Raw genomic sequence first — 19,149 nt, forward strand, 5'->3', positions numbered from 1 at the left:
CTCGTTCCGGTCATCGCTCACGACGCGGGCCTCCCGTCGGTGCGGGTGATCCGGACGCGCTTCTGATTGTTGCCGGAGCCGAACCGCAGCTCAGCGGCGGCGAAGAGCCGGTCGACGATCATGTAGTTGTTGCGCACCCGGTAGTTGACGAGTTCGGAGGTGTTGCCTTCGGCGCCAACAACGAACAGCGGCGGCATTTCACCCTGGCCGATGCCTCTCGGGAATTCGATGAAGACCTGCCGACCGTCGTCATAGGCGCGCAGCGGACGCCACGCGGCGCGATCGCCCGTCACCTCGTAGCGGAAATTGATGCGCGAGAGATCGACGCCGGTCGCCACCGGCTGGGTCGCCTGCGCCTCGGCGTTCTGGCGGCGCAGCGCGATGAGCTGGTCCTGCGGATATTGCCAGGAGACCGAGGCCATATAGGTGCGCTCGGTCGAGCGCAGCTCCATGTGATAGGTGCGCAGATTGGTGTTGATGACGAGATTGGTCATCAGGTCGGCGCGGGTGGGCTTCACCAGGATGTGGACCTGCAGAGTCGCCCCGGAACCGCTCTGCGTGTCGCCGATGATCCAGCGCACGGTATCGCCGGCCGCCACCGGCCCGGAGCCGACGAGCTGCTCACCCGGCTGAAGCGCGATGTCGGTGATCTGCCCGACGGCGGTGTAGACTTGGTAGAGCGCGCCCTGGGTGAAGGGATAGACCTGCATGGAGTTGATGAAGCCGTCGCGCACCGGCTGGATGCGGGCGGCCGCATTGGCTTGGTTGACGCGCGCCGTGGGATCGGCTGGCTCAGGCGCCCGCCGCGATTCCTCGACCGGCTTCATCTGGCCGGGCAGTGGGAGCGGCCTCGGCAGCTCGATCACCCGGACCGGCGCGGGCGGATCGACGGTCTGCACGGCAGCGGGTGCGTCGTCGTAGCTGATCTCCGGCGGCTTCTGCGTCGTCGCGCAGCCGGCGAGCGCCGTTGCGGAAAGCAGCAGAGCCGCCAGTGTGTGAGTACGGAAAGACGGTTCTCCGGCTTTCCGGAAAATCGGCATCGTCATTGCCCCAGCTCCCGTGACCATGAAATTGCGTTGACGTAGATCCCCAGCGGATTGGCGCGCAGCCGGTCGGCGTTGCGCGGAATCTGGACGACGATGGTGAGGATCGCCGTCCATCGGGTCGTGTCGGCGAGCTGGCCGTTCTCGTAGCGGCGCTCGGTCCAGGCGACCCGGAAGCTGTCGGGAGAGGCGCGGATCACGCTCGAGACGTCGACGGCGATCTGCTGGCGGCCAACCTTCGTGAAGGGATCGTTGGAGCGCGCATAGTCGTTGAGCGCGGCGGCTCCCCGGTCCGTCGTGAAGTCGTAGGCGCGCAGCCAGTTCTGGCGGACGATGATCGCGTCGGCCGGTATCGAGCGGACCTGCTCGATGAAGCGCGCGAGGTGGAACGCGATCTGCGGGTCGGTCGGCTGATAGTCTACCGTCGCCGGCGCGATCGCCTGCGCCTGGCCGAGCCGGTCCGTCTGGACGACCCACGGAACCACGGTGCCGCGCGCCGACTGCCAGACTAGCGCCGCCGCGAACCCTGCCGACAGGAGGAGCGAGCCGAACGCCATGTAGCGCCAGTTGCGTGCCTGGACGCGGGCTGAGCCGATACGGTCGTCCCAAACCTGGGCGGCGCGCTGGTACGGCGTTTCGGGTTCGGGAGCTTTTCCATAGTGCGTCGAGGGTCGTCGAAACATCAGCGGTCACCTTCGGAGAGATTGATGGAGGAGCCGCCGCCGTGGCTGTCGCCGCTTCGCACCGCATGAACCGTGGTCGAGACGGCGTGGCTCATTTGTTGAGAGCGCTTCATGCGGCGGGCCCAGGCAGGCGGTTGATCGCCGCCACCGGAAGGGGTCGGTGCGGCGTCGTTCGCCGCTTCGCCAACGGTGCCCATGGTGGAGGAGCCCCCGGTCGCCTCGAAGGCGGATCGGGCTCCGTCGGCGAAGCTGGAGCGCATGCTTGACGATGCGCGCTCGGCGGCGCGCCGGAGCGGCGAGGTGGCTGCGGAACCGGCGGCCCGGGCGACGCCACCCAGGCCGCTGGCCACGCCCGAGGCGCCCGTCTGCCCTGCGGCGCCCAGGCTGAATGCGGTGGAAGCTCCGCCCGCCAGCGCTGCGCCCCCGCGGGCGGCGGCGGCGGCGCCTCCTGCGAGCGCCGCGCCTCCAGAAGCGACCGCGCCGACTGTGGCAGCGCCGGCGGCGACCATGCCGCCTGCGGCAAGGCCCGTTCCGACCGCAGCGCCGGCGCCGAGCTGCGGGCCTCCGGACACGAGGCCGTTGGCGATGCCGGGACCGAAGATGCCAAGGCCGAGAAGCGTCAGCGCCGCGAGCACGATCGCCATCGCCTCGTCGATCGTCGGCGTGCGGCCGCCGAAGCCGGCGGTGAACTCGGAGAAGAGGCTCGATCCGATCCCGATGATGACGCCGAGGACGAGCACCTTGATGCCGGAGCTGATGACGTTCCCCAAAACCCTTTCGGCCATGAAGGCGCTCTTGCCGAAGAGGCCGAACGGGATGAGCACGAAGCCGGCCAGCGTCGTCAGCTTGAACTCGATCAGGGTGACGAAGAGCTGGATGGCGAGGATGAAGAAGGCGAGCAGCACCAGCGCCCAGGCGAGCAGCATCACAGCGATCTGGATGAAGTTCTCGAAGAAACTCCAGTAGCCCATGAGATCGGAGATGGAATCGAGCAGCGGCCGTCCGGCGTCGAGGCCTGTCTGCGCGACGCGGCCGGGCCGCATCATGTCCGCGACCGTGAAGCCGGTGCCGGACGCCTTGAGGCCGAGCCCGGCGAAGCTCTCGAAGATGATGCGGGCAAGGTTGTTCCAGTTGCCGATCAGATAGGCGAAGACGCCGACGAAGAGCGTCTTCTTGACCAGGCGCGCCATGATGTCGTCGTCGGCGCCCCAGCTCCAGAACAGCGCGGCGAGCGTCACGTCGATCACGATCAGCGTGGTGGCGATGAAGGCCACTTCGCCGCTGAGGAGGCCGAAGCCGCTATCGATATATCGGGTGAAGACCTCCAGGAAATGGTCGATGACGCCGGTGCCGCTCATGATCTCAACGCGCCTCGTTCGTGTGGGAGTCGATCGCCGGCGCGGCCTCGTTGACGGCGGGATCGCGGGCGGCCGGAGGGTTCTGCGGCTGACCATTCGGGCCCGGCGCCTGCGGCGCGGGTTGCGGCTGCAGGGCCTGCGATGGCTTCAGGAAGCGGTCGCGATTGTCCGCCCAGGCCTGAACGCAGGCGGGATCACGGGTGCCGGCTTCGCCGAGCTGCTGGCAGCGCCGCAGCTCGATCTTCAGCGGGTCGGTGGCAGTTTCGGTCGCCGCGGCGACGCTGCGATAGAGCGGCGGTTCGTCCTTGCGGGAGAGTTCCATGGCCGTCGCGGTGATCGCAAAGGCTACGAAGCCGACGGCGCCGACACGCGCGAGAATCTTTCCGTCCATCGCCGCGCCCTCAGTTGCTGCCTGGGAACATCTGCGCGTTGCCGGGCTGGTAGCCGGTCCTCGGCGTGAGAAACCGGCGGCGCTGCTCGCGGCCCTGTTCAGCGGCGGCCGACCGCTCGGCCTCGGCGAGCGCCTGGGCGCGGCCATTGGCGGAGACGACGGCGGTGAGATCGGCGAGCTGCTGGGCCTGAAGCGCGAGAAGCTGGTTGCCGGCCTGCGTCGCCTGCAGGGCGCCCGTCGCGCCCTGGCTCTGACCGACGAGCGCCGACATCTGCGTGCGGTTGGTGTCGATATTGCCGACGACGCCCGCCTGGACCCGCATCGCGTCCTGCAGGCCTGAGACCGTGTTGTTCCAGCGTTCCTTCGCCTGGGCGACGAGCTGCTGATCGGAGGCGCTCATCGAAGCGCTGCCGGCGGCGTAATTTGTCTGGAACGCCCGGTCGATATTCTGGACGTTGTACGCGATGCCCTGCGCCTGGCTGAGGAGCTGCTGGGTGCGCTGGACAGACTGCTGAAGCTGCTGAAGGGAGGAGAACGGCAGGCTCGTAAGGTTGCGCGCCTGATTGATCAGGGACTGCGCCTCGTTCTGCAGAGAAGTGATCTGGTTGTTGATCTGCTGCAACGCGCGAGCCGCCTGCAGCACGTTTTGCGCGTAGTTGGTTGGGTCGTATACGATGATGGCTTGGGCAGGCGTCGCGAAAACAGGCGCGAGCGCGGCAGGAGCCGCGAGCAGTGCAGCAGCGAATCGCGCTGCGCGGTAACGGCGCAATTTCATGATGGTCTCTCCAGGTTGGTGAGGTTGGGAATGAGGTCGGCCGCCCACCCGACGCCGCGATGGCGCAGCCACGCCGCGAGGAAGCCCTCGCGTCCGTGCTCGGTGAAGATCCGGTCGATCGCGGCCTGGTCGGTTTTGGACGACGCCGCGCAGAGCGCGAGCGCGACGTCGGCAAGGCCCAGCTCGAACAGCCGGTTGCCGCGGCGGCTTTGGCAGTAATAGTCCCGCTTGGGCATGGCCCTGGCCAAGATCTCGATCTGCCGATCGTTCAGGCCGAAGCGGCGGTAGATCGCGGTGATCTGCGGCTCGATCGCCCGTTCGTTCGGCAGCAGCAGCCGGGTCTGGCAGCTCTCGATGATGGCGGGCGCGATCGCCGATCCGTCGATGTCGGACAGCGACTGGGTAGCGAAGACGACGCTGGCGTTCTTCTTGCGCAGCGTCTTCAGCCACTCGCGGAGCTGGCCGGCGAAGCCTTCGTCGTCGAGGGCAAGCCAGCCTTCGTCGACGATGATCAGGGTCGGTTCGCCATTCAGCCGGTCCTCGATGCGATGGAAGAGATAGGAGAGCACCGCCGGAGCCGCGGCCGTCCCGATCAAGCCCTCTGTTTCGAAAGCCTGGACGGTTGCGACGCCGAGATGCTCGCTCTCGGCATCGAGCAACCGGCCATAGGGCCCGCCGACGCAGTACGGCCGCAGCGCCTGCTTCAGGTCGTTCGATTGCAGCAGCACCGCGAGGCCCGTCAGGGTGCGCTCGCCGATCGGGGCGCTCGCCAGCGACGACAGCGCCGTCCAGATCAGCTCCTTGACCTCGGGCGTGACCTGAATGCTTTCGCGCATCAGGATGGCGACGATCCAGTCGGCGGCCCAGGCGCGCTCGGCGGCTTCGTCGATTCGGGCGAGTGGCTGTAGCGCGACGCTGTCGGCCGAGCCTTCGGTCAGGCCCCCGCCGAGATCGTGCCAGTCGCCGCCCATAGCGATCGCGGCGGCGCGGATCGAGCCGCCAAAGTCGAAGGCGAAGACCTGCGCTCCCGCGTAGCGGCGGAACTGCAGCGCCATCAACGCGAGCAGCACCGACTTGCCCGCGCCGGTCGGACCGACCACCAGCGTGTGACCGACGTCGCCGACGTGAATGGAGAACCGGAACGGGGTGGACCCTTCGGTCTTGCCGTACAGCAAGGGGGGCGCTCCAAAGTGCTCATCCCGTTCCGGCCCCGCCCACACGGCGCTTAGGGGTATCATGTGGGCGAGATTGAGCGTCGAGATCGGCGGCTGACGGACATTGGCGTAGACGTGGCCGGGCAGCGACCCGAGCCACGCGTCGGCGGCGTTGATCGTTTCGGGCATCGCGGTGAAGTCGCGGCCCTGGATCACCTTCTCGACGAGACGGAGCTTCTCGGCCGCGACGCGGGGATCATTATCCCAAACCGCGATCGTGGCGGTGACATAGGCCTGTCCGGCATAGTCGGCGCCGAGTTCCTGCAGCGCGAGGTCGGCGTCGGCGGCCTTGTTGGCGGCGTCGGTGTCGACCAGGGCGCTCGCCTCGCTGGTCATCACCTCCTTGAGGATCGCGGCGATCGACTTGCGCTTGGAGAACCACTGCCGTCGGATCTTCGTCAGCAGTTTCGTCGCGTCGGTCTTGTCGAGCAGGATCGCCCGCGTCGACCAGCGATACGGAAAGGCTAGGCGGTTCAGATCGTCGAGGATGCCGGGCGTCGTCGCGGTCGGAAAACCGACGATGGTCAGGATGCGCAGATGCGCGTCGGCAAGGCGCGGCTCCAGTCCGCCGGTGAGCGGCTGATCGGCCACCAACGCGTCGAGATACATCGGCGTCTCGGGAACGCGCACGCGATAGCGCCTCGTCGAGACCGTCGAGTGCAGATAGGTGAGCGTCTCAACATCATCGAGCCACCCGCATTCCGGCATGAAGGCCTCGACGAGCTGCAGGATGCGATCGGTGCGATCGACGAAGCCGCGCAGCGCCTCCCAGGCATCGACGCCGCGCTCGGCCTTGCCCTCGTAAAGCCAGCTCTCGGCGCGCGCGGCATCCTCGGCTGGCGGAAGGAAGGTGAAGGTCAGGAAATAGCTCGACTCGTAATGGACGGCGTCCTCTTCGAAGTCGGCCTTTCGCTCGGCATCGACCATCGCTGAGGCCAGATCGGGGAACCGGCTCGCCGGATAGGCGTCGACGGCATGGCGTTGCGCTTCGACGAAGATCGCCCAGCCGCTGCCGAGGCGGCGGAAGGCGCTGTTGAGGCGCCCCGCGACGGCGACCAGCTCGGCCTGCACGGCGGAATCGAGATCGGGTCCGCGGAAGCGCGCGGTGCGCTGGAAGCTGCCGTCTTTGTTGAGGACGACGCCGGGTGCGACGAGCGCCACCCATGGGAGGAAATCCGCAAGGCGGGTCGACGTGCGGCGATATTCGGCGAGGTTCATCATGGCGCGCGCCTCAGACGTTCAGGTGACCGGGGATGCGGAGGTGCCGGCGGCCGACGTCGACGAATTGCGGGTCGCGCTTGGCCGCCCAGACGGCGGCGAAATGGCCGATCGCCCAGAGACCGAGGCCGACCAGCCAGAGGCGAAGACCGAGACCGAGAGCGGCGGCGAGCGTGCCGTTGAGGATGGCGATGGCGCGAGGTGCGCCGCCGAGCAGGATGTGCTCGGTCAGTGCCCGATGGACCGGGACGGTGTAGCCCGGCACGTCGCCGCCGCTCTCGATCAGGCCCGCCATCAGACGAGCGCCCCGCCGCCGAACGAGAAGAAGGACAGGAAGAAGCTCGACGCGGCGAAGGCGATCGACAGGCCGAAGACGATCTGGATCAGGCGGCGGAAGCCGCCCGAGGTGTCGCCGAACGCGAGCGTCAGGCCAGTGACGATGATGATGATCACCGCGATGATCTTGGCGACCGGCCCCTCGATGGATTCGAGGATCGATTGCAGCGGCGCTTCCCACGGCATCGAGGAGCCGGAAGCGTGGGCGGCCGGGGCCAGCAGGACACTGGCCAGGAGGACGTATGCGGCTGTCGCCACATGGCGACGGAAATGCAGGGCACGGCGGTTCATGCGGGTTCTCCTTCGGGGGGCTGGGTTGCGGGGCGGACGTGGTAGTCGCCGTCGGGGCTGAGCCCTTCGAGGCGACCGAGTTCGGCCAGGCGCCGGGTCGAGCCGCGGCCTGAGAGGACCGCGACAAGATCAATCGTCTCCGCGATCAGCGCGCGCGGGACAGTGATGACGGCTTCCTGGATGAGCTGCTCGAGGCGGCGGAGCGCGCCGAGCGCAGTGCCGGCATGGATGGTGCCGATCCCTCCGGGGTGGCCGGTGCCCCAGGCCTTGATCAGGTCGAGCGCCTCGGCGCCGCGCACCTCGCCGATCGGGATGCGGTCGGGCCGCAGGCGCAGCGAGGAGCGGACCAGATCGGAAAGCGTGGCGACGCCGTCCTTCGTGCGCATGGCGACGAGGTTCGGCGCGGAACATTGCAACTCGCGGGTGTCTTCGATTAGCACCACGCGGTCGGAGGTCTTCGACACCTCGGCAAGCAGCGCGTTGGTGAGAGTCGTCTTGCCGGTCGAGGTGCCGCCGGCCACGAGGATGTTGCGGCGATCGGCGACGGCCTGGCGCAGGATCTCGGCCTGCTCGGCGGTCATGGTGCCGGCGGCGACATAGTCCTGCAGCGTGAAGACGGCGACGGCGGGCTTGCGGATCGCGAAGGCCGGCGCCGCCACGACCGGGGGCAGAAGCCCCTCGAACCGCTCCCCCGTTTCCGGCAGCTCGGCCGAGACGCGGGGATTGCCGGCATGGACCTCGGCCCCGACATGGTGGGCGACCAGGCGCACGATGCGCTCGCCGTCGGCCGCCGAGAGTCGCTCGCCCGTGTCCGACAAACCTTCCGAGAGCCGGTCGATCCAGAGACGGCCGTCGGGGTTGAGCATCACCTCGACAACGCTGGCGTCTCCAAGGAAATCGGCGATGGCGGGGCCGAGTGCGGTCCGCAGCATGCGGGCCCCGCGAAGTATCGCCTCAGATTTCTCGGAAGAACTGGCCACGTCGTCCCCGTTCTTTGCGGGACCGCGTCGGGCCGTCCCTGGATCGGGGATGATTAAGAGAACCGGAAATCGGTCCTCGGCAACAGGTTGTTTTGCCTGTCGTACCGTGGCGTATAAAGACAGGCGTTCGGCGGAACTACCGAATACTTGAGTTGCCGCAATCGCTGCTTATTGCGCGTCGCGCGCGGGATCGATGTCCTCGGAAATCTCCTGCCGGAGCTTCGGACCCTTGGCGAGTCTGCGGCCGAGCGCTGCAACGAAGGCATCGTAACGTTCCCCGGCCTGGGCCCGGGCGGCAGCCTGCGCCGGTTCGGGCAGCGGCGGATTGGTGGTCAGCCAAAACCGCACGAAGACGGCGAGCATCTCGATCGAGATGCCGACGTCACGCTCCATGCGCGTCATGCGACGGTCGAGCTGGTCGAGGCGTTTGGTCGTTGCCGCCTCGTGCCGTTCGGCGGCGTCCGGCGACAGGAAGGATGCGATCGCCGCCTCCGCGATCAGCGAGCGCGACTGATCGCGCCGGGCCGCATAAGCCGCAAGCGCCTTCATCACCTCGGGTTCGAGATAGACCGACAGGCGCTGCTTCTTCGATGGATTGGCCATGGGCGCGTCACAGCTCCATGCCGTCGTTCGGGTCGAGCGAGACCTGACGCGCCACGCCCTGCATGATCTGGTTGGCGCGGCTGATCCGGGCAGCATCGTCATCGGCCTCGTCGTTGAATCCGCCGTCGAACTCGTTCTCGATCGGCGCCTTCTTCTCGACCGGCGTGGCGCGTTCCAGCTCCGGCTGGCGGCGACGTTCCGATCCGGTCGGATCTTCGTCACCATCCTCGATGACAGCCACTCCTGGCGACACCGCGCTCGCCGGCCGGGGTGGAAGTGGTAGACGGCTCCAATCGTCCATTCCCGGCTGCGTCGGCCTGGTGAACGCCGGCGGCGCCATGATCCGATCGTTGAAGCGGCGATCCTCGTAGTAGCGCGCCTTCTTCGCGCGGATCGGCGGCGTGCCCGCGACCATGACGATCTCGTCGGCGGACGGGAGCTGCATGATCTCGCCGGGCGTGAGCAGCGGCCTCGCCGTTTCCGAGCGCGACACCATCAGGTGACCGAGCCATGGCGAGAGACGATGGCCGGCATAGTTGCGCATGGCGCGCATCTCGGTCGCGGTCCCGAGTGCGTCGGAGACGCGCTTAGCGGTCCGTTCGTCGTTGGTCGCGAAGCTGACGCGGACGTGGCAGTTGTCGAGGATTGAGTTGTTGGGCCCGTAGGCCTTCTCGATCTGGTTCAGGGACTGCGCGATCAGGAACGCCTTCAACCCGTAGCCAGCCATGAAGGCGAGCGCGGATTCGAAGAAGTCGAGTCGGCCGAGAGCCGGAAACTCGTCGAGCATCAGCAGCAGCCGATGCCGGTTGCCCTTGGCCTTGAGATCCTCGGTCAGACGCCGGCCGATCTGGTTGAGGATGAGGCGAATGAGCGGCTTGGTCCGGGCAATGTCCGACGGCGGCACGACCAGGTAAAGGCTGGTCGGCTGCTTGGCGCCAACGATGTCGGCGATGCGCCAGTCGCAGCGGCACGTCACCTCGGCGACGACGGGGTCGCGATAAAGGCCGAGGAATGACATAGCGGTGGAGAGCACGCCGGATCGTTCGTTGTCGGACTTGTTCAGCAGCTCGCGCGCGGCGGACGCGATCACCGGGTGCGGACCGCTTTCGCCAAGGTGAGCGGTCTTCATCATCGCCGCCAAGGTGGACTCGATCGGCCGCTTCGGATCGGAGAGGAAGGCGGCGACACCGGCGAGCGTCTTGTCCTCCTCGGCGTAGAGGACATGCAGGATCGCGCCCACGAGGAGCGCGTGGCTGGTCTTCTCCCAATGGTTCCGTTTTTCGAGGCTGCCCTCCGGATCGACCAGGATGTCGGCGATGTTCTGCACGTCGCGGACCTCCCATTCGCCGCGGCGCACCTCGAGCAACGGGTTGTAGGCGGCCGACTTCGCGTTGGTCGGGTCGAACAGCAGCACCCGGCCATGGCGGGCGCGGAACCCGGCGGTCAGTGTCCAGTTCTCGCCCTTGATATCGTGGACGATCGCCGAACCCGGCCAGGTCAGCAGCGACGGCACGACCAAACCGACGCCCTTGCCGGACCGGGTCGGCGCGAAGCACAGGACATGCTCCGGCCCATCATGCCGGAGATAGGCGCGGTCGTACTTGCCGAGCACCACGCCGTCCTCGCCAAGCAGACCGGCGCCGCGCACCTCGCCTTCATGTGCCCAACGCGCCGAGCCGAAGGTCTCGGCGTTCTTCGCCTCCCGGGCCCGCCACACCGACATGCCGATCGCGACCGCGATCGAGATGAAGCCGCCGGACGCGGCGATGTAGGCGCCCTCGACGAAGATCGGCGGGGCGTAAGCGTCGTAGAAGTACCACCACGGAAAGAAGGACCACGGATAGTAGATGGCCCAGTCGCCGAGCGTGAACCACGGCGGTCCGAGCTGGGGCTGGAAGCCGAGCCGGTAGGCTGTCCACTCCGTGGCGGCCCAGGTGGTCAGCAGGACAATCGCGAAGACCGTGAGGATCTGGCCCCAGAGGATCTTGGTGGCGGACATGGCGGGGTCCTTTCGCTTGGGATGGTAGTCAAACGCCGAGCCCCCGCTGGCGGCCGAAGGTCCAGTCGACGCCGCCATCGCCCCGGGCGACGCCGGAGACATGACGGCCGAGCTGCTTCTCGATTGATGGCGTCCAGGGCACGAGGCTGAAGCCGAGCCCATCGTCGATCATGGCGAAGCGGCCGCTCGCGAGATTCAGCCGGCGCTGGTAGGTGCCGGTGACATACTCGCCGGATTCCGGTTTGACCTGCGGCCGGCCGGTCTCGGCGACGATGCCTTCGGCGACCGCCTCCAGCTCGCGACGCCGCAGCGTGTCGACCAGGCCGGGCTGAAAGCTGACGCCACGCTTCTGGCGTTCGCCGAGGCCCTGGCCAACAAGATGCTCCGCCCGCCGGTCCATGGCATCGCGCACCTCGGCGCCGAAGCCGCCTCCGAGCGCCGCCGGCTCGCGGGCGATATTCTGACGGTCGAGCCAGGTGGCGCCGGTCGCGGTAACCTGCCGCTCGATGTCGAGGTCGGAGCGCACCGCGATCGCCACGCGGCGCTGGCCGCGTGCGTCATCGAATTTCCGAAGCTCGACGATCGAACCCGGCGCGCTGTCGCCGGCCGCATCCAAGTCGGGCAGCTTGATGTGGTGGGTGCGGCCGTCGACACCATCGACGACGGCGAAGGCCGTGCCCTTCAGTTCGTCGTCGAGGCCGCGGGCGACCAGGCGACCGATCACTGGATCGTTGAGGCTTTCGGAGGCCAGCACATAGCTCGCCGCGCCGCGCTCGATGCCACGCTCGGTCAGGCCGCGGTGGATGCGCTTGATGATGTCGCCGCGTTCGCCGAGCTCGCGCAGCGTCGCCTCGGCCTTGTCCGAGATCGCCCATTGTCCCGGGCTGATCTCGTCGGCGAGCCCGAGGCCTTCGAGCTTGCGCAGCCGCCCGACCTTCAGCGCGTGGAATTCGTCGGGCTGCCGATCGGGATGCGGCGCGAGATCGATGACGCCGGTGCGATAGGCGTCGCGGGCGAGCTGGCGATCGAGGTTGGTCCAGCGGTCGGCGTCGATCTGGCGCTCCAGCGTCTTCCGGATCTCCTGGTCGGTGCGCGGCCCAAGCTCCTGGGTGATCAGGTCGCGCGCCCGATCCCGCATGCCCTCCTTTATGTAGTCGCGCGAGATGACCAGGTTCTCGCCGTCATCGCGCACGCCGCGCACGATCAGATGGACATGGGGATGCTCGGTGTTCCAGTGATCGACCGCCACCCATTCGAGCCGCGTGCCGAGATCCTTCTCCATCTGGCCGACCAGCTCGCGGGTGAAGCCTTTGAGGTCCGACATTTCCAGCGCGTCGTCGGGCGAGACGATGAAACGGAAATGGTGGCGGTCGTCGGCGGACCGCTCCGCGAAACCTTTGGCACCGACGTCGTCGCTGCCCGGACCGAACAGTCGGGCCTTCTCCCCGTCGCGGGTGACGCCGTCTCGGCGGAGATAATCGAGATGAGTCGAGAGCGGCGCGGTCCGCCCGCCATGGCGAACGACCCGCGCCTTGATCATCGCACCGCGCGAGCGCGCGGTGATGAGGCGGTTCGCTTGGATAGAGGCGCGCTGACCGCGCCCGAACCGGGACCGCGCGCCCGACCCGATCTTGCCTTCCCGGGAGACGCTTCCGCCGGCGCGCTGGGCGGCGGCCAGCGCCTGCGCGATGAAGGGCCGCGCCCGCTGCGCGCTTGTCGAGCGTATGCGGCCTGGCCGGATGCGGAAATCGCGCTCGTCGGTCATGCCCGACGCTCCGCACATCGCGCCAACGCGATGATTTTCCTTGGAATTGCGCCGATGCGCAGGCTGCGCCGATTAGGCGCACCTCGCGAATTCGCGCCATAACCCATTGAAAACGCACAACCGAACCAAAGCGCACATCGCGCCCCTTTATCCTGCCATCGTGCGGTTGTGTTTGCGGTCCTCCCTTCCAACGCCCTCCATTCCGCGCTGGGGTTCGCCACGCTGCGATGGACGGGAAAGACTGTCATCGCGGGCCTGCAGGCTCCCGACGGGAGACGAACAGGCCGCCGGTCGGGCTCGCATCGGCAGAAGTATCGCGCGGTGAAGCCGCAGTGTCGCTGTCACGGGTCTGTTCGTCCGCGTGCACCGGACTTGCGCCCGGCTCGCGATCCGATGCGCCGATGAAGAGCGGCGAGCGCGTCCAGGCCAGCGGGTCCGCAGCGGCAATGGTGACGATGGCCGGAGACGCTTCGCCGCCGACAAGGGGCGCGAGCTGGGCGACATAGGCGCGTGTTTCTGCCGGCAACGCGCGGCCGTTCGAGAGGTAGTCGTCGTACCGCCCGGGCCCCGCATTGTAGGCCGCGAGAAAGCCCGGCGCGCCGTAGCGATCGTAGAGTTCGCGCATATAGGCCGTGCCAGCGATGATATTGTCACGGGGATCGAACGGATCGCTACCGAGCCGATAGCGGGCGCGCAGATAGGCCCAGGTGTCTGGCATGATCTGCATCAGGCCTATCGCACCCTTGGGCGAGACGGCGCGCACGTCGTTGGCGCTTTCGACACGCGTGAGCGCGCGAATCCAAGCGACCGGAATGCCGAACCGCTGCGAGGCCTCGCTCACGAAGGCGGCGACCTGAGGGCTCGCCTCGGTCGGGGCCGGCGCCACGGTTTGAGCCCGCGCCGGCGATATCGGCGACGCGGCGAGCGGCAGGCCGGAAAGGAGAAGGAGGAGCAGCCGGGAGGCGGCACGGGACCTATCCGTGCCACTCCGATGATGATGCGATCGATGCGGGCCGCGCACCGCTCAACCCTCGCTGTCGCGCGTGTTGGTGCGCGGCTTGGCGGGCCGCGACCAGTGCAGACCCCAGGTGCCGTTGTCGTCGCCGGCGCGGAAGAGATTGGCGCGCAGCGGACGCGGGAACAGCGGGCTGTCGAGCTGCACGGAGACATAGTCGCCGGCACGTTCGCCGACATGGTTCCAGCCGGCGCCGATCTCGATGCCGTCGTCCCCGCCGAGCAGGACGCGGTAGTCTGGAGCGTTCTCGGCCTCCGACGCCTCGGCCGGAATGAAGGTGAGTTCAGCGTCGATGCCGAGCGCGGTGAGCCGCCCGGAATAGCCGGACTGGGTGCGGATGAATTGGCCGATCTGGGTCATGGTCGTCTCCTTGGCTTTGGGGGTGGAAGCGGCAGTTCAGCGGGTCGGCGCGCGCCAGACGTAGCGGCCGTCGCTTTGCTCATCGGTCCAGAGCGGCGTCGCCCGGCCGATCACGTCGCTGGTCGGCAAGGGCCCGAAATAGCGACCGTCCAGGCTGTCGCGGACCGACCAGTTCATAAGGAAAAGTTCGCCGTCGGCGATGCGGCGGCAGCCCTGCCAGATCGGCAACGAGCGGCCGAGATGATCGCGGTCGAGCGCATCGCCCATCGGCACGCCGTCGACGGTGATGGCGTGATCGCGGCGGCAGACCTCTTGGCCGGCAACGCCCGCGACCCGCTTCATCAAGGGAACGCCACGGCCGATGTAGCCGCGCTCGACCATGAAGGCGGCGAGTGGTTCGGGCGCACGCACGGCGACGAGATCGGTGACCTTGAAACGGTCGGCCGGCGCGATGCTGTAGAGCCCGATCGGTGTGCTGGCCGACGCGTTCCAGATTACCTTTGTGGGAAAATCGACGAAGGCGGCGGTCGCCATGCCCATGGTCAGGACGTAGGTGACGATGACGTAGCCGAAGCGGCTCATGATCCGGCCCTCCGACGCAGGAGGAAGGCCTTGTGGTGCTGGGCCGTGTAAGACCGCGGCTGCTCGCCGGCGGTCATCCTGTTGTGGACGTGCCGCCAATGATCGGGCGAGACGTCGCCGGGATCGATGCCGATCGCTTCGATCGCGTCGATCATCTGCAGCACGCGCTCGACCTTCGGCCAGCCCTCGACCTTGAGCAGGATGTCGCCGCCGGGGCGCACGAACGGCACGGTCTGCTGCGGCTCGCCGGCGCGGACGGTGCGCAGCACGTCGAAATGCGAGGCGATGGTCCCGTAGTCGTTCGCGGCCCAGCGCACGAAGCCGAAGACGCTGTCGGGCGCAAACCGCAGCACGCGCCGACGGCGGTCGAGGATCTGTTCGCCGACCTCGCGGCCGAACCTGATCCAGTTCTCGACGCGCTTTTCGATCCAGGTGAGCTCGACCTCGGTCAGGTCGTGGGGCGGCGGCGCGGCCGGTCTCGGCTCGCCACGCGCATGGATGGCGGCGGCGCCGGTCATGTCGCGTCTCCAGTGCTGTCGGGGAATTCGCGCGCGAGCAGCTCGCGCAGCATGTCGGCAACGGTGACGCCGCGCTGGAAGGCAGCGATCTTGATCCGGGCTCGCTGGTCCGGCGTGACGTCGATCGTCAGCCGAGCGGTGTAGATTGCGGCGTCGGGTGCACGCGGGGCAGGCGCGTTGGCGGCCCTGATCCAGGTCTCCGCGTCGCCCGGCCGGGTGGCGAAGCCGCGCTTCGGAGGCGTCGCGGTCATTGCGCGATCCTCCCGATTTCGTTCACCAGCGCGGCGATCTCGCGAGCGGCGGCACTGTCCTGATCGAGTTCGCCGACAAGCCTGCCGGTCTGCGCGGTATCGGCGAAGGCGACGCGCTGGCCGATCCTGGCGGAGAGCAGCGGCGGGTCATGTTCGGCGAGCGTCTCGGCGGTCTCGCGGGCGATGACGGTGCGCGCGGCGCAGCGATTGAGGATGAAGCGCGCGACGAGCTGCGGCCGGTAGATGCGGGCTTCCCCGAGCAGCGACAGCATCTCGGCCGACGCCCAGCCGTCGAAGGGGGACGGCTGCACCGGTATCAGCACGAGGTCAGCGGCGAGCAGCGCCGAGCGCATCAGCCCCGCGACGCGTGGCGGCCCGTCGATGATGACGTGGTCGACGTCGCGGGCGATCTCCGGCGCCTCGCGGTGCAGGGTGTCCCGCGCCAGGCCGACGACACCGAAAAGCCGAGGCAGGCTTTCCCGCGCCCTCTGCTCGGACCAGTCGAGCGCCGAGCCCTGCGGGTCCGCATCGATGACGGTGACGCGCTGACCGCGCTTTGCCCATTCGCCGGCAAGGTGGAGCGCGATCGTCGTCTTGCCGACGCCGCCCTTCTGGTTGAGCAGGGCGACTATCATGACGGTCTCCCGGCGATCGGGGACTCGTCCACACGCGGCAAAAATGCGGTTCGCGTTAGAAAGATTCCGAAGGAATCTAGGTTAGAGAAGTTACCGGGCTCGCAAGTGGCTGATTCCGCAGGCGGATTCGGCGATTCCGGTCCCCGATAGCACGAGGATCGGGTCCTCGATAGCACGATGGGTCCGGTCCCTGATAGCACGAGACGATTCACAGCTTATCCCCAGGGGCGCTTGGTCGAGCGGCGGCGCTGGCGGGGGATGCCGAGCGCGTTCAGATCGATGGGTTTGAAGGAGAGGATTTCGGGACCGCCGAGGCACTGCTCGACAGTCAGGCGGTAGCCCGGCAGTGGCTGGCGGCGGACGATGTCGCGCAAGTCGTAGGCGAAATGCTTGAGCGGCGAGAGCGAGCCGGACTTGGCGTGGAGATGCGGGAAGTCGAAGCTCCAGCCGAACTCCTGCTTGCCGCCGTGCTTGCGCACGAGGCGATAGAGCCAGCGCTCAAGACCGCCCGTCAGGCCGAAATAGCCGCGGTCGATGGTCAGGACGAGCGCATCGTCGAGAACGGCGGCGTAAAACCAGTCGGGCACAATCAGTTCGAGGCCGAGCGGCCGGCCTCGGCCGTCGGCGCGCTCCTTCCACTCATTGATCCATGAAAAGCGATGCATCCGTCGTTCGGTCGGCTGACGGATCGAGGTCGCCACCGTGGTCGACTGGAGACGGTCGAGCGCGGCCTTGAGTCGGTCGTAATCGCGCAAGCTGACGCCGCGGCCGATGAACTGCAGGATCTCGTAGGGCGTCGTCGCCATCAAGCGCGACGGGCGCAGCCCGTGATCACGCGCCTCGACGATCTGGGAGGCCGCCCAGATCAGCACGTCGGCATCCCAGATGGTGGCCATCCCGTGCTCGGGGACGGCTTCTACGCGGATGACGACGGAGCCGGCCTTGAAGTCGATCGGCGCCAGACGCTTCGATTTGGCGAGCGAGAAGAACGGGTACGCCATCAGGTCTTGAGCGTCGCGGGGCGCGAGATCACCGGGCAGTGCCCGGAAGAGATCGAGCTGCTCGCGTTCGCTGCTGTGGCGGCGCGCCGACATGCCGGGGCTCAACGCGGGAAGCGGCCGGCGGCGGCAGGGGAAACCGCCTGGCGCTTTGCCGGAAGGACGGTCCCGCCGCGCGGATCGGACGTCGAAGTGACGAGACCGCGATCCGCCCATGTCTGGAGGTCGTCGACCGAATAGACGACGCGGCCGCCAAGCTTCCGATAGGTCGGACCCGTGCCGTAGGTGCGATGCTTTTCGAGAGTGCGTTCCGAGAGGCCAAGGAAGCGAGCAGCTTCCTGCGTTCTCAGGTATCGTGGCGGTAGATTGGCGACTTTTTCGGCCATGATCGAATCTCCGTGGTCTCGCGGGAGGCCGCTTCGGATGAGCGGCGGGTTGCGAGCACGGTGGCGCGAAGACGGCGCCTTGAACGATGTCGAAGTAAGGAGGTTAAATTCGATACCTGGTGGGCGTTTAGCGGTCGCGTCGGGGACGGCGCAGCAGCGCCCGGTATCCACCGCGCACCAGCTTCATGCCGTCGCGGGCAAGCCGGATGGTGGTTTCCCGGATGGGATGTCCGACCCAGGAGGCGGTGTCGATTTGGTGCTGCGGGAAGAGGTGTTCGGCGATGATGCGATAGATTGCACCTGCGTGCCGTGCGTCGACAGCACGCAGCATCTGCCGCGCCCGCTGCAGCCGCTGAGGAGTGATGCGGGGATCAGGAGGCACCGCTCGGGCTGTGGCGGCCGACCAGAACCGGCCCAATGCCGTGAGGCGATCGGGTGTCATCTCATCGAGCGGGATTACCGCAGCAAGCGGGGCGTCTTCCGTCAGATCGGAAAGACTGACATCGAAGGGTTCGCCGTTGAGGCTTAGTCGGAGGAGCGCTGCGCCGTGATGTCGGACGGCGTGAGCGCGGAGACCATCAACGGTGAAATGAGGTTGGCCGGATACTGCGGGACCGCCTTGGAGAATGATCGCCGCCGGATCGGCTTGGGGGGTCCAGAAGATCGGCTGAGCGAGCCCCGTGATGCTTGGGTCTGCTGCGAAAAGACAACCCCCATTGATGCGCAAAGGCTGTCGCTGTCTCGTCGGTTAATCGCCCAGAGGACAGTAATCTTTGAAAGCTCGCCCTATAATCCGGGTTTCGCCTGAGAAATTCCCACGCGAGTTCGCTAGTCGTAAGCTTATCAACATAGTCATACGCAGCCTCAGACCGCCAACTTTCTTCCTCGGACATCCTCCGCCGCCTCCGCGCAAATGTTAAGCAACGCGAGTAGTGAAGCGATGACGATTCCAAGTTGTGTTGATGCTGGGAAGAACGAAGTCGGATCAACGTGATGCAAGTCCTGCATCACCTCAGTGGAGGCGGGGGCCAAGTAGCTCGCTGTAGCCGCTTTGAGTCATCCATTTTGCGCGGGAGAGATGAGCGGCGTGGACGCGGGCGGCCCGCTCTGGATCGGTTTTGGCACATATGCCGAAGAGCACTTCTACGACTTCTTTCCAGTCTGCTCCGTCGGCGTCAGCGTCCAGGAGCCGCAGGTAAAGCTTCAGATGCGCCCGGTCGTAGGCGGTGAGCGCCGCGCCATCAGGCGGCTGATCCAGAAAGTCTTCTTTGGTCACTGAATTCCCCCTTGATAGATGTATCCATTTTGAAGGGGATTGTTAACGCTGTTTTGAGCGCAGAGGCCACCGGCTGGCGACACAAGTAACGACAGAGCGGCGCGATCGCCCGCCGACGCGTCAGTCGTCTCTCTTCCTACTGACAAGCATCACTCCCACACCCTGGTCGGAGTTCAGGAAGACGATCCCGCCACCCTCGAAGGCACGCCGGACTTCATCGCGCGTGCTCTCATACACCTCGAGGCCGCTTTCGGATTCGAGGCGCTTCAGCGCGGTCAAAGATACCCGGGCCCGGTCAGCGAGCGTCTCCTGTGTCCAACCCAGCAACGCGCGTGCGGCCCGCGATTGTCGGGCGGTGATCATGCATGATCACCTCCCATTCGGACCTACGCCCACGCCAGAACTACGACTATAATAGTCGCTCTGAGGCGCCAGGGCCAGCTTTAAGGCCTTCTGGCGGTCTCCACTTGCA

Annotated in this window: 24 protein-coding genes; all 24 read right to left on the reverse strand. The window is 67.2% G+C overall.

Going from position 1 to position 19,149, the window contains the following annotated elements; genetic code table 11:
* Positions 1–17: 17 nt before the first annotated feature.
* The gene (gene trbG, locus HT578_RS16415; protein ID WP_239026631.1) at positions 18–1,040 is read right to left on the reverse strand and encodes a P-type conjugative transfer protein TrbG; all 1,023 of its coding nucleotides are present in this window, start codon (positions 1,038–1,040) and stop codon (positions 18–20) included.
* Positions 1,041–1,042: 2 nt separating this feature from the next.
* Complete coding sequence (trbF, locus tag HT578_RS16420; protein ID WP_213500729.1) at positions 1,043–1,726, reverse strand: conjugal transfer protein TrbF; 684 nt, start codon at positions 1,724–1,726, stop codon at positions 1,043–1,045.
* On the reverse strand, positions 1,726–3,084 hold the full coding sequence (gene trbL / locus HT578_RS16425) for a P-type conjugative transfer protein TrbL (RefSeq protein WP_213500730.1): 1,359 nt from the start codon (positions 3,082–3,084) through the stop codon (positions 1,726–1,728). The genes trbF and trbL overlap by 1 nt, the downstream gene beginning before the upstream one ends.
* A 4-nt stretch (positions 3,085–3,088) precedes the next feature.
* Entirely contained in the window at positions 3,089–3,475 is a 387-nt protein-coding gene (trbK-alt, locus tag HT578_RS16430; RefSeq protein WP_213500731.1) for a putative entry exclusion protein TrbK-alt, read from the reverse strand.
* Between the two features lie 10 nt (positions 3,476–3,485).
* Entirely contained in the window at positions 3,486–4,250 is a 765-nt protein-coding gene (gene trbJ, locus HT578_RS16435) for a P-type conjugative transfer protein TrbJ (RefSeq protein ID WP_213500732.1), read from the reverse strand.
* Complete coding sequence (gene trbE / locus HT578_RS16440) at positions 4,247–6,685, reverse strand: conjugal transfer protein TrbE (RefSeq protein ID WP_213500733.1); 2,439 nt, start codon at positions 6,683–6,685, stop codon at positions 4,247–4,249. Before trbE ends, trbJ begins: the two co-directional genes overlap by 4 nt.
* 10 nt (positions 6,686–6,695) lie before the next feature.
* Positions 6,696–6,977, reverse strand: coding sequence for a VirB3 family type IV secretion system protein (locus HT578_RS16445; RefSeq protein ID WP_008125099.1), 282 nt, complete (start codon positions 6,975–6,977; stop codon positions 6,696–6,698).
* Positions 6,977–7,309 (reverse strand): TrbC/VirB2 family type IV secretion system protein, encoded by a 333-nt coding sequence (locus HT578_RS16450; RefSeq protein WP_213500734.1) that lies wholly within the window; start codon positions 7,307–7,309, stop codon positions 6,977–6,979. Before HT578_RS16450 ends, HT578_RS16445 begins: the two co-directional genes overlap by 1 nt.
* Positions 7,306–8,241, reverse strand: coding sequence for a P-type conjugative transfer ATPase TrbB (gene trbB / locus HT578_RS16455; RefSeq protein WP_422394397.1), 936 nt, complete (start codon positions 8,239–8,241; stop codon positions 7,306–7,308). The genes HT578_RS16450 and trbB overlap by 4 nt, the downstream gene beginning before the upstream one ends.
* 216 nt (positions 8,242–8,457) lie before the next feature.
* Entirely contained in the window at positions 8,458–8,892 is a 435-nt protein-coding gene (locus HT578_RS16460) for a ribbon-helix-helix protein, CopG family (RefSeq protein WP_213500736.1), read from the reverse strand.
* 7 nt (positions 8,893–8,899) lie between these two features.
* Entirely contained in the window at positions 8,900–10,891 is a 1,992-nt protein-coding gene (locus HT578_RS16465; RefSeq protein ID WP_213500737.1) for a conjugal transfer protein TraG, read from the reverse strand.
* Positions 10,892–10,919: 28 nt separating this feature from the next.
* Positions 10,920–12,656 (reverse strand): relaxase/mobilization nuclease domain-containing protein, encoded by a 1,737-nt coding sequence (locus HT578_RS16470; RefSeq protein WP_213500738.1) that lies wholly within the window; start codon positions 12,654–12,656, stop codon positions 10,920–10,922.
* A 244-nt stretch (positions 12,657–12,900) separates the two neighbouring features.
* Positions 12,901–13,542, reverse strand: coding sequence for a lytic transglycosylase domain-containing protein (locus HT578_RS16475; protein ID WP_479684955.1), 642 nt, complete (start codon positions 13,540–13,542; stop codon positions 12,901–12,903).
* A 138-nt stretch (positions 13,543–13,680) separates the two neighbouring features.
* On the reverse strand, positions 13,681–14,031 hold the full coding sequence (locus tag HT578_RS16480) for a DUF736 domain-containing protein (protein ID WP_213500740.1): 351 nt from the start codon (positions 14,029–14,031) through the stop codon (positions 13,681–13,683).
* A 36-nt stretch (positions 14,032–14,067) separates the two neighbouring features.
* Positions 14,068–14,613: a S26 family signal peptidase gene (locus HT578_RS16485; RefSeq protein WP_213500741.1), complete on the reverse strand. Its 546-nt coding sequence runs from the start codon at positions 14,611–14,613 to the stop codon at positions 14,068–14,070.
* Positions 14,610–15,131 carry a DUF2840 domain-containing protein gene (locus HT578_RS16490; protein ID WP_213500742.1) on the reverse strand — a complete coding sequence of 174 codons (522 nt, stop codon included), beginning with the start codon at positions 15,129–15,131 and terminating at the stop codon, positions 14,610–14,612. The genes HT578_RS16485 and HT578_RS16490 overlap by 4 nt, the downstream gene beginning before the upstream one ends.
* Positions 15,128–15,382, reverse strand: a complete 255-nt coding sequence (locus HT578_RS16495; protein ID WP_104493681.1) for a ribbon-helix-helix protein — start codon at positions 15,380–15,382, stop codon at positions 15,128–15,130. Before HT578_RS16495 ends, HT578_RS16490 begins: the two co-directional genes overlap by 4 nt.
* Positions 15,379–16,017 (reverse strand): ParA family partition ATPase, encoded by a 639-nt coding sequence (gene parA / locus HT578_RS16500; protein ID WP_213500743.1) that lies wholly within the window; start codon positions 16,015–16,017, stop codon positions 15,379–15,381. Before parA ends, HT578_RS16495 begins: the two co-directional genes overlap by 4 nt.
* 215 nt (positions 16,018–16,232) lie before the next feature.
* The gene (locus HT578_RS16505; RefSeq protein ID WP_213500744.1) at positions 16,233–17,111 is read right to left on the reverse strand and encodes a replication initiator protein A; all 879 of its coding nucleotides are present in this window, start codon (positions 17,109–17,111) and stop codon (positions 16,233–16,235) included.
* A gap of 8 nt (positions 17,112–17,119) precedes the next feature.
* Positions 17,120–17,401: a helix-turn-helix transcriptional regulator gene (locus HT578_RS16510; RefSeq protein ID WP_213500745.1), complete on the reverse strand. Its 282-nt coding sequence runs from the start codon at positions 17,399–17,401 to the stop codon at positions 17,120–17,122.
* Between the two features lie 127 nt (positions 17,402–17,528).
* The gene (locus HT578_RS16515) at positions 17,529–18,086 is read right to left on the reverse strand and encodes a DUF2285 domain-containing protein (RefSeq protein WP_239026633.1); all 558 of its coding nucleotides are present in this window, start codon (positions 18,084–18,086) and stop codon (positions 17,529–17,531) included.
* Complete coding sequence (locus HT578_RS22310) at positions 17,980–18,294, reverse strand: transcriptional regulator domain-containing protein (RefSeq protein ID WP_239026324.1); 315 nt, start codon at positions 18,292–18,294, stop codon at positions 17,980–17,982. Before HT578_RS22310 ends, HT578_RS16515 begins: the two co-directional genes overlap by 107 nt.
* A 119-nt stretch (positions 18,295–18,413) precedes the next feature.
* Positions 18,414–18,677 (reverse strand): DNA -binding domain-containing protein, encoded by a 264-nt coding sequence (locus HT578_RS16520; protein ID WP_112755263.1) that lies wholly within the window; start codon positions 18,675–18,677, stop codon positions 18,414–18,416.
* Positions 18,678–18,797: 120 nt separating this feature from the next.
* Positions 18,798–19,040 carry a helix-turn-helix domain-containing protein gene (locus HT578_RS16525; RefSeq protein WP_213500746.1) on the reverse strand — a complete coding sequence of 81 codons (243 nt, stop codon included), beginning with the start codon at positions 19,038–19,040 and terminating at the stop codon, positions 18,798–18,800.
* Positions 19,041–19,149 lie beyond the last annotated feature (109 nt).

Source organism: Novosphingobium decolorationis (assembly GCF_018417475.1).
GTDB classification, from domain to species: domain Bacteria; phylum Pseudomonadota; class Alphaproteobacteria; order Sphingomonadales; family Sphingomonadaceae; genus Novosphingobium; species Novosphingobium decolorationis.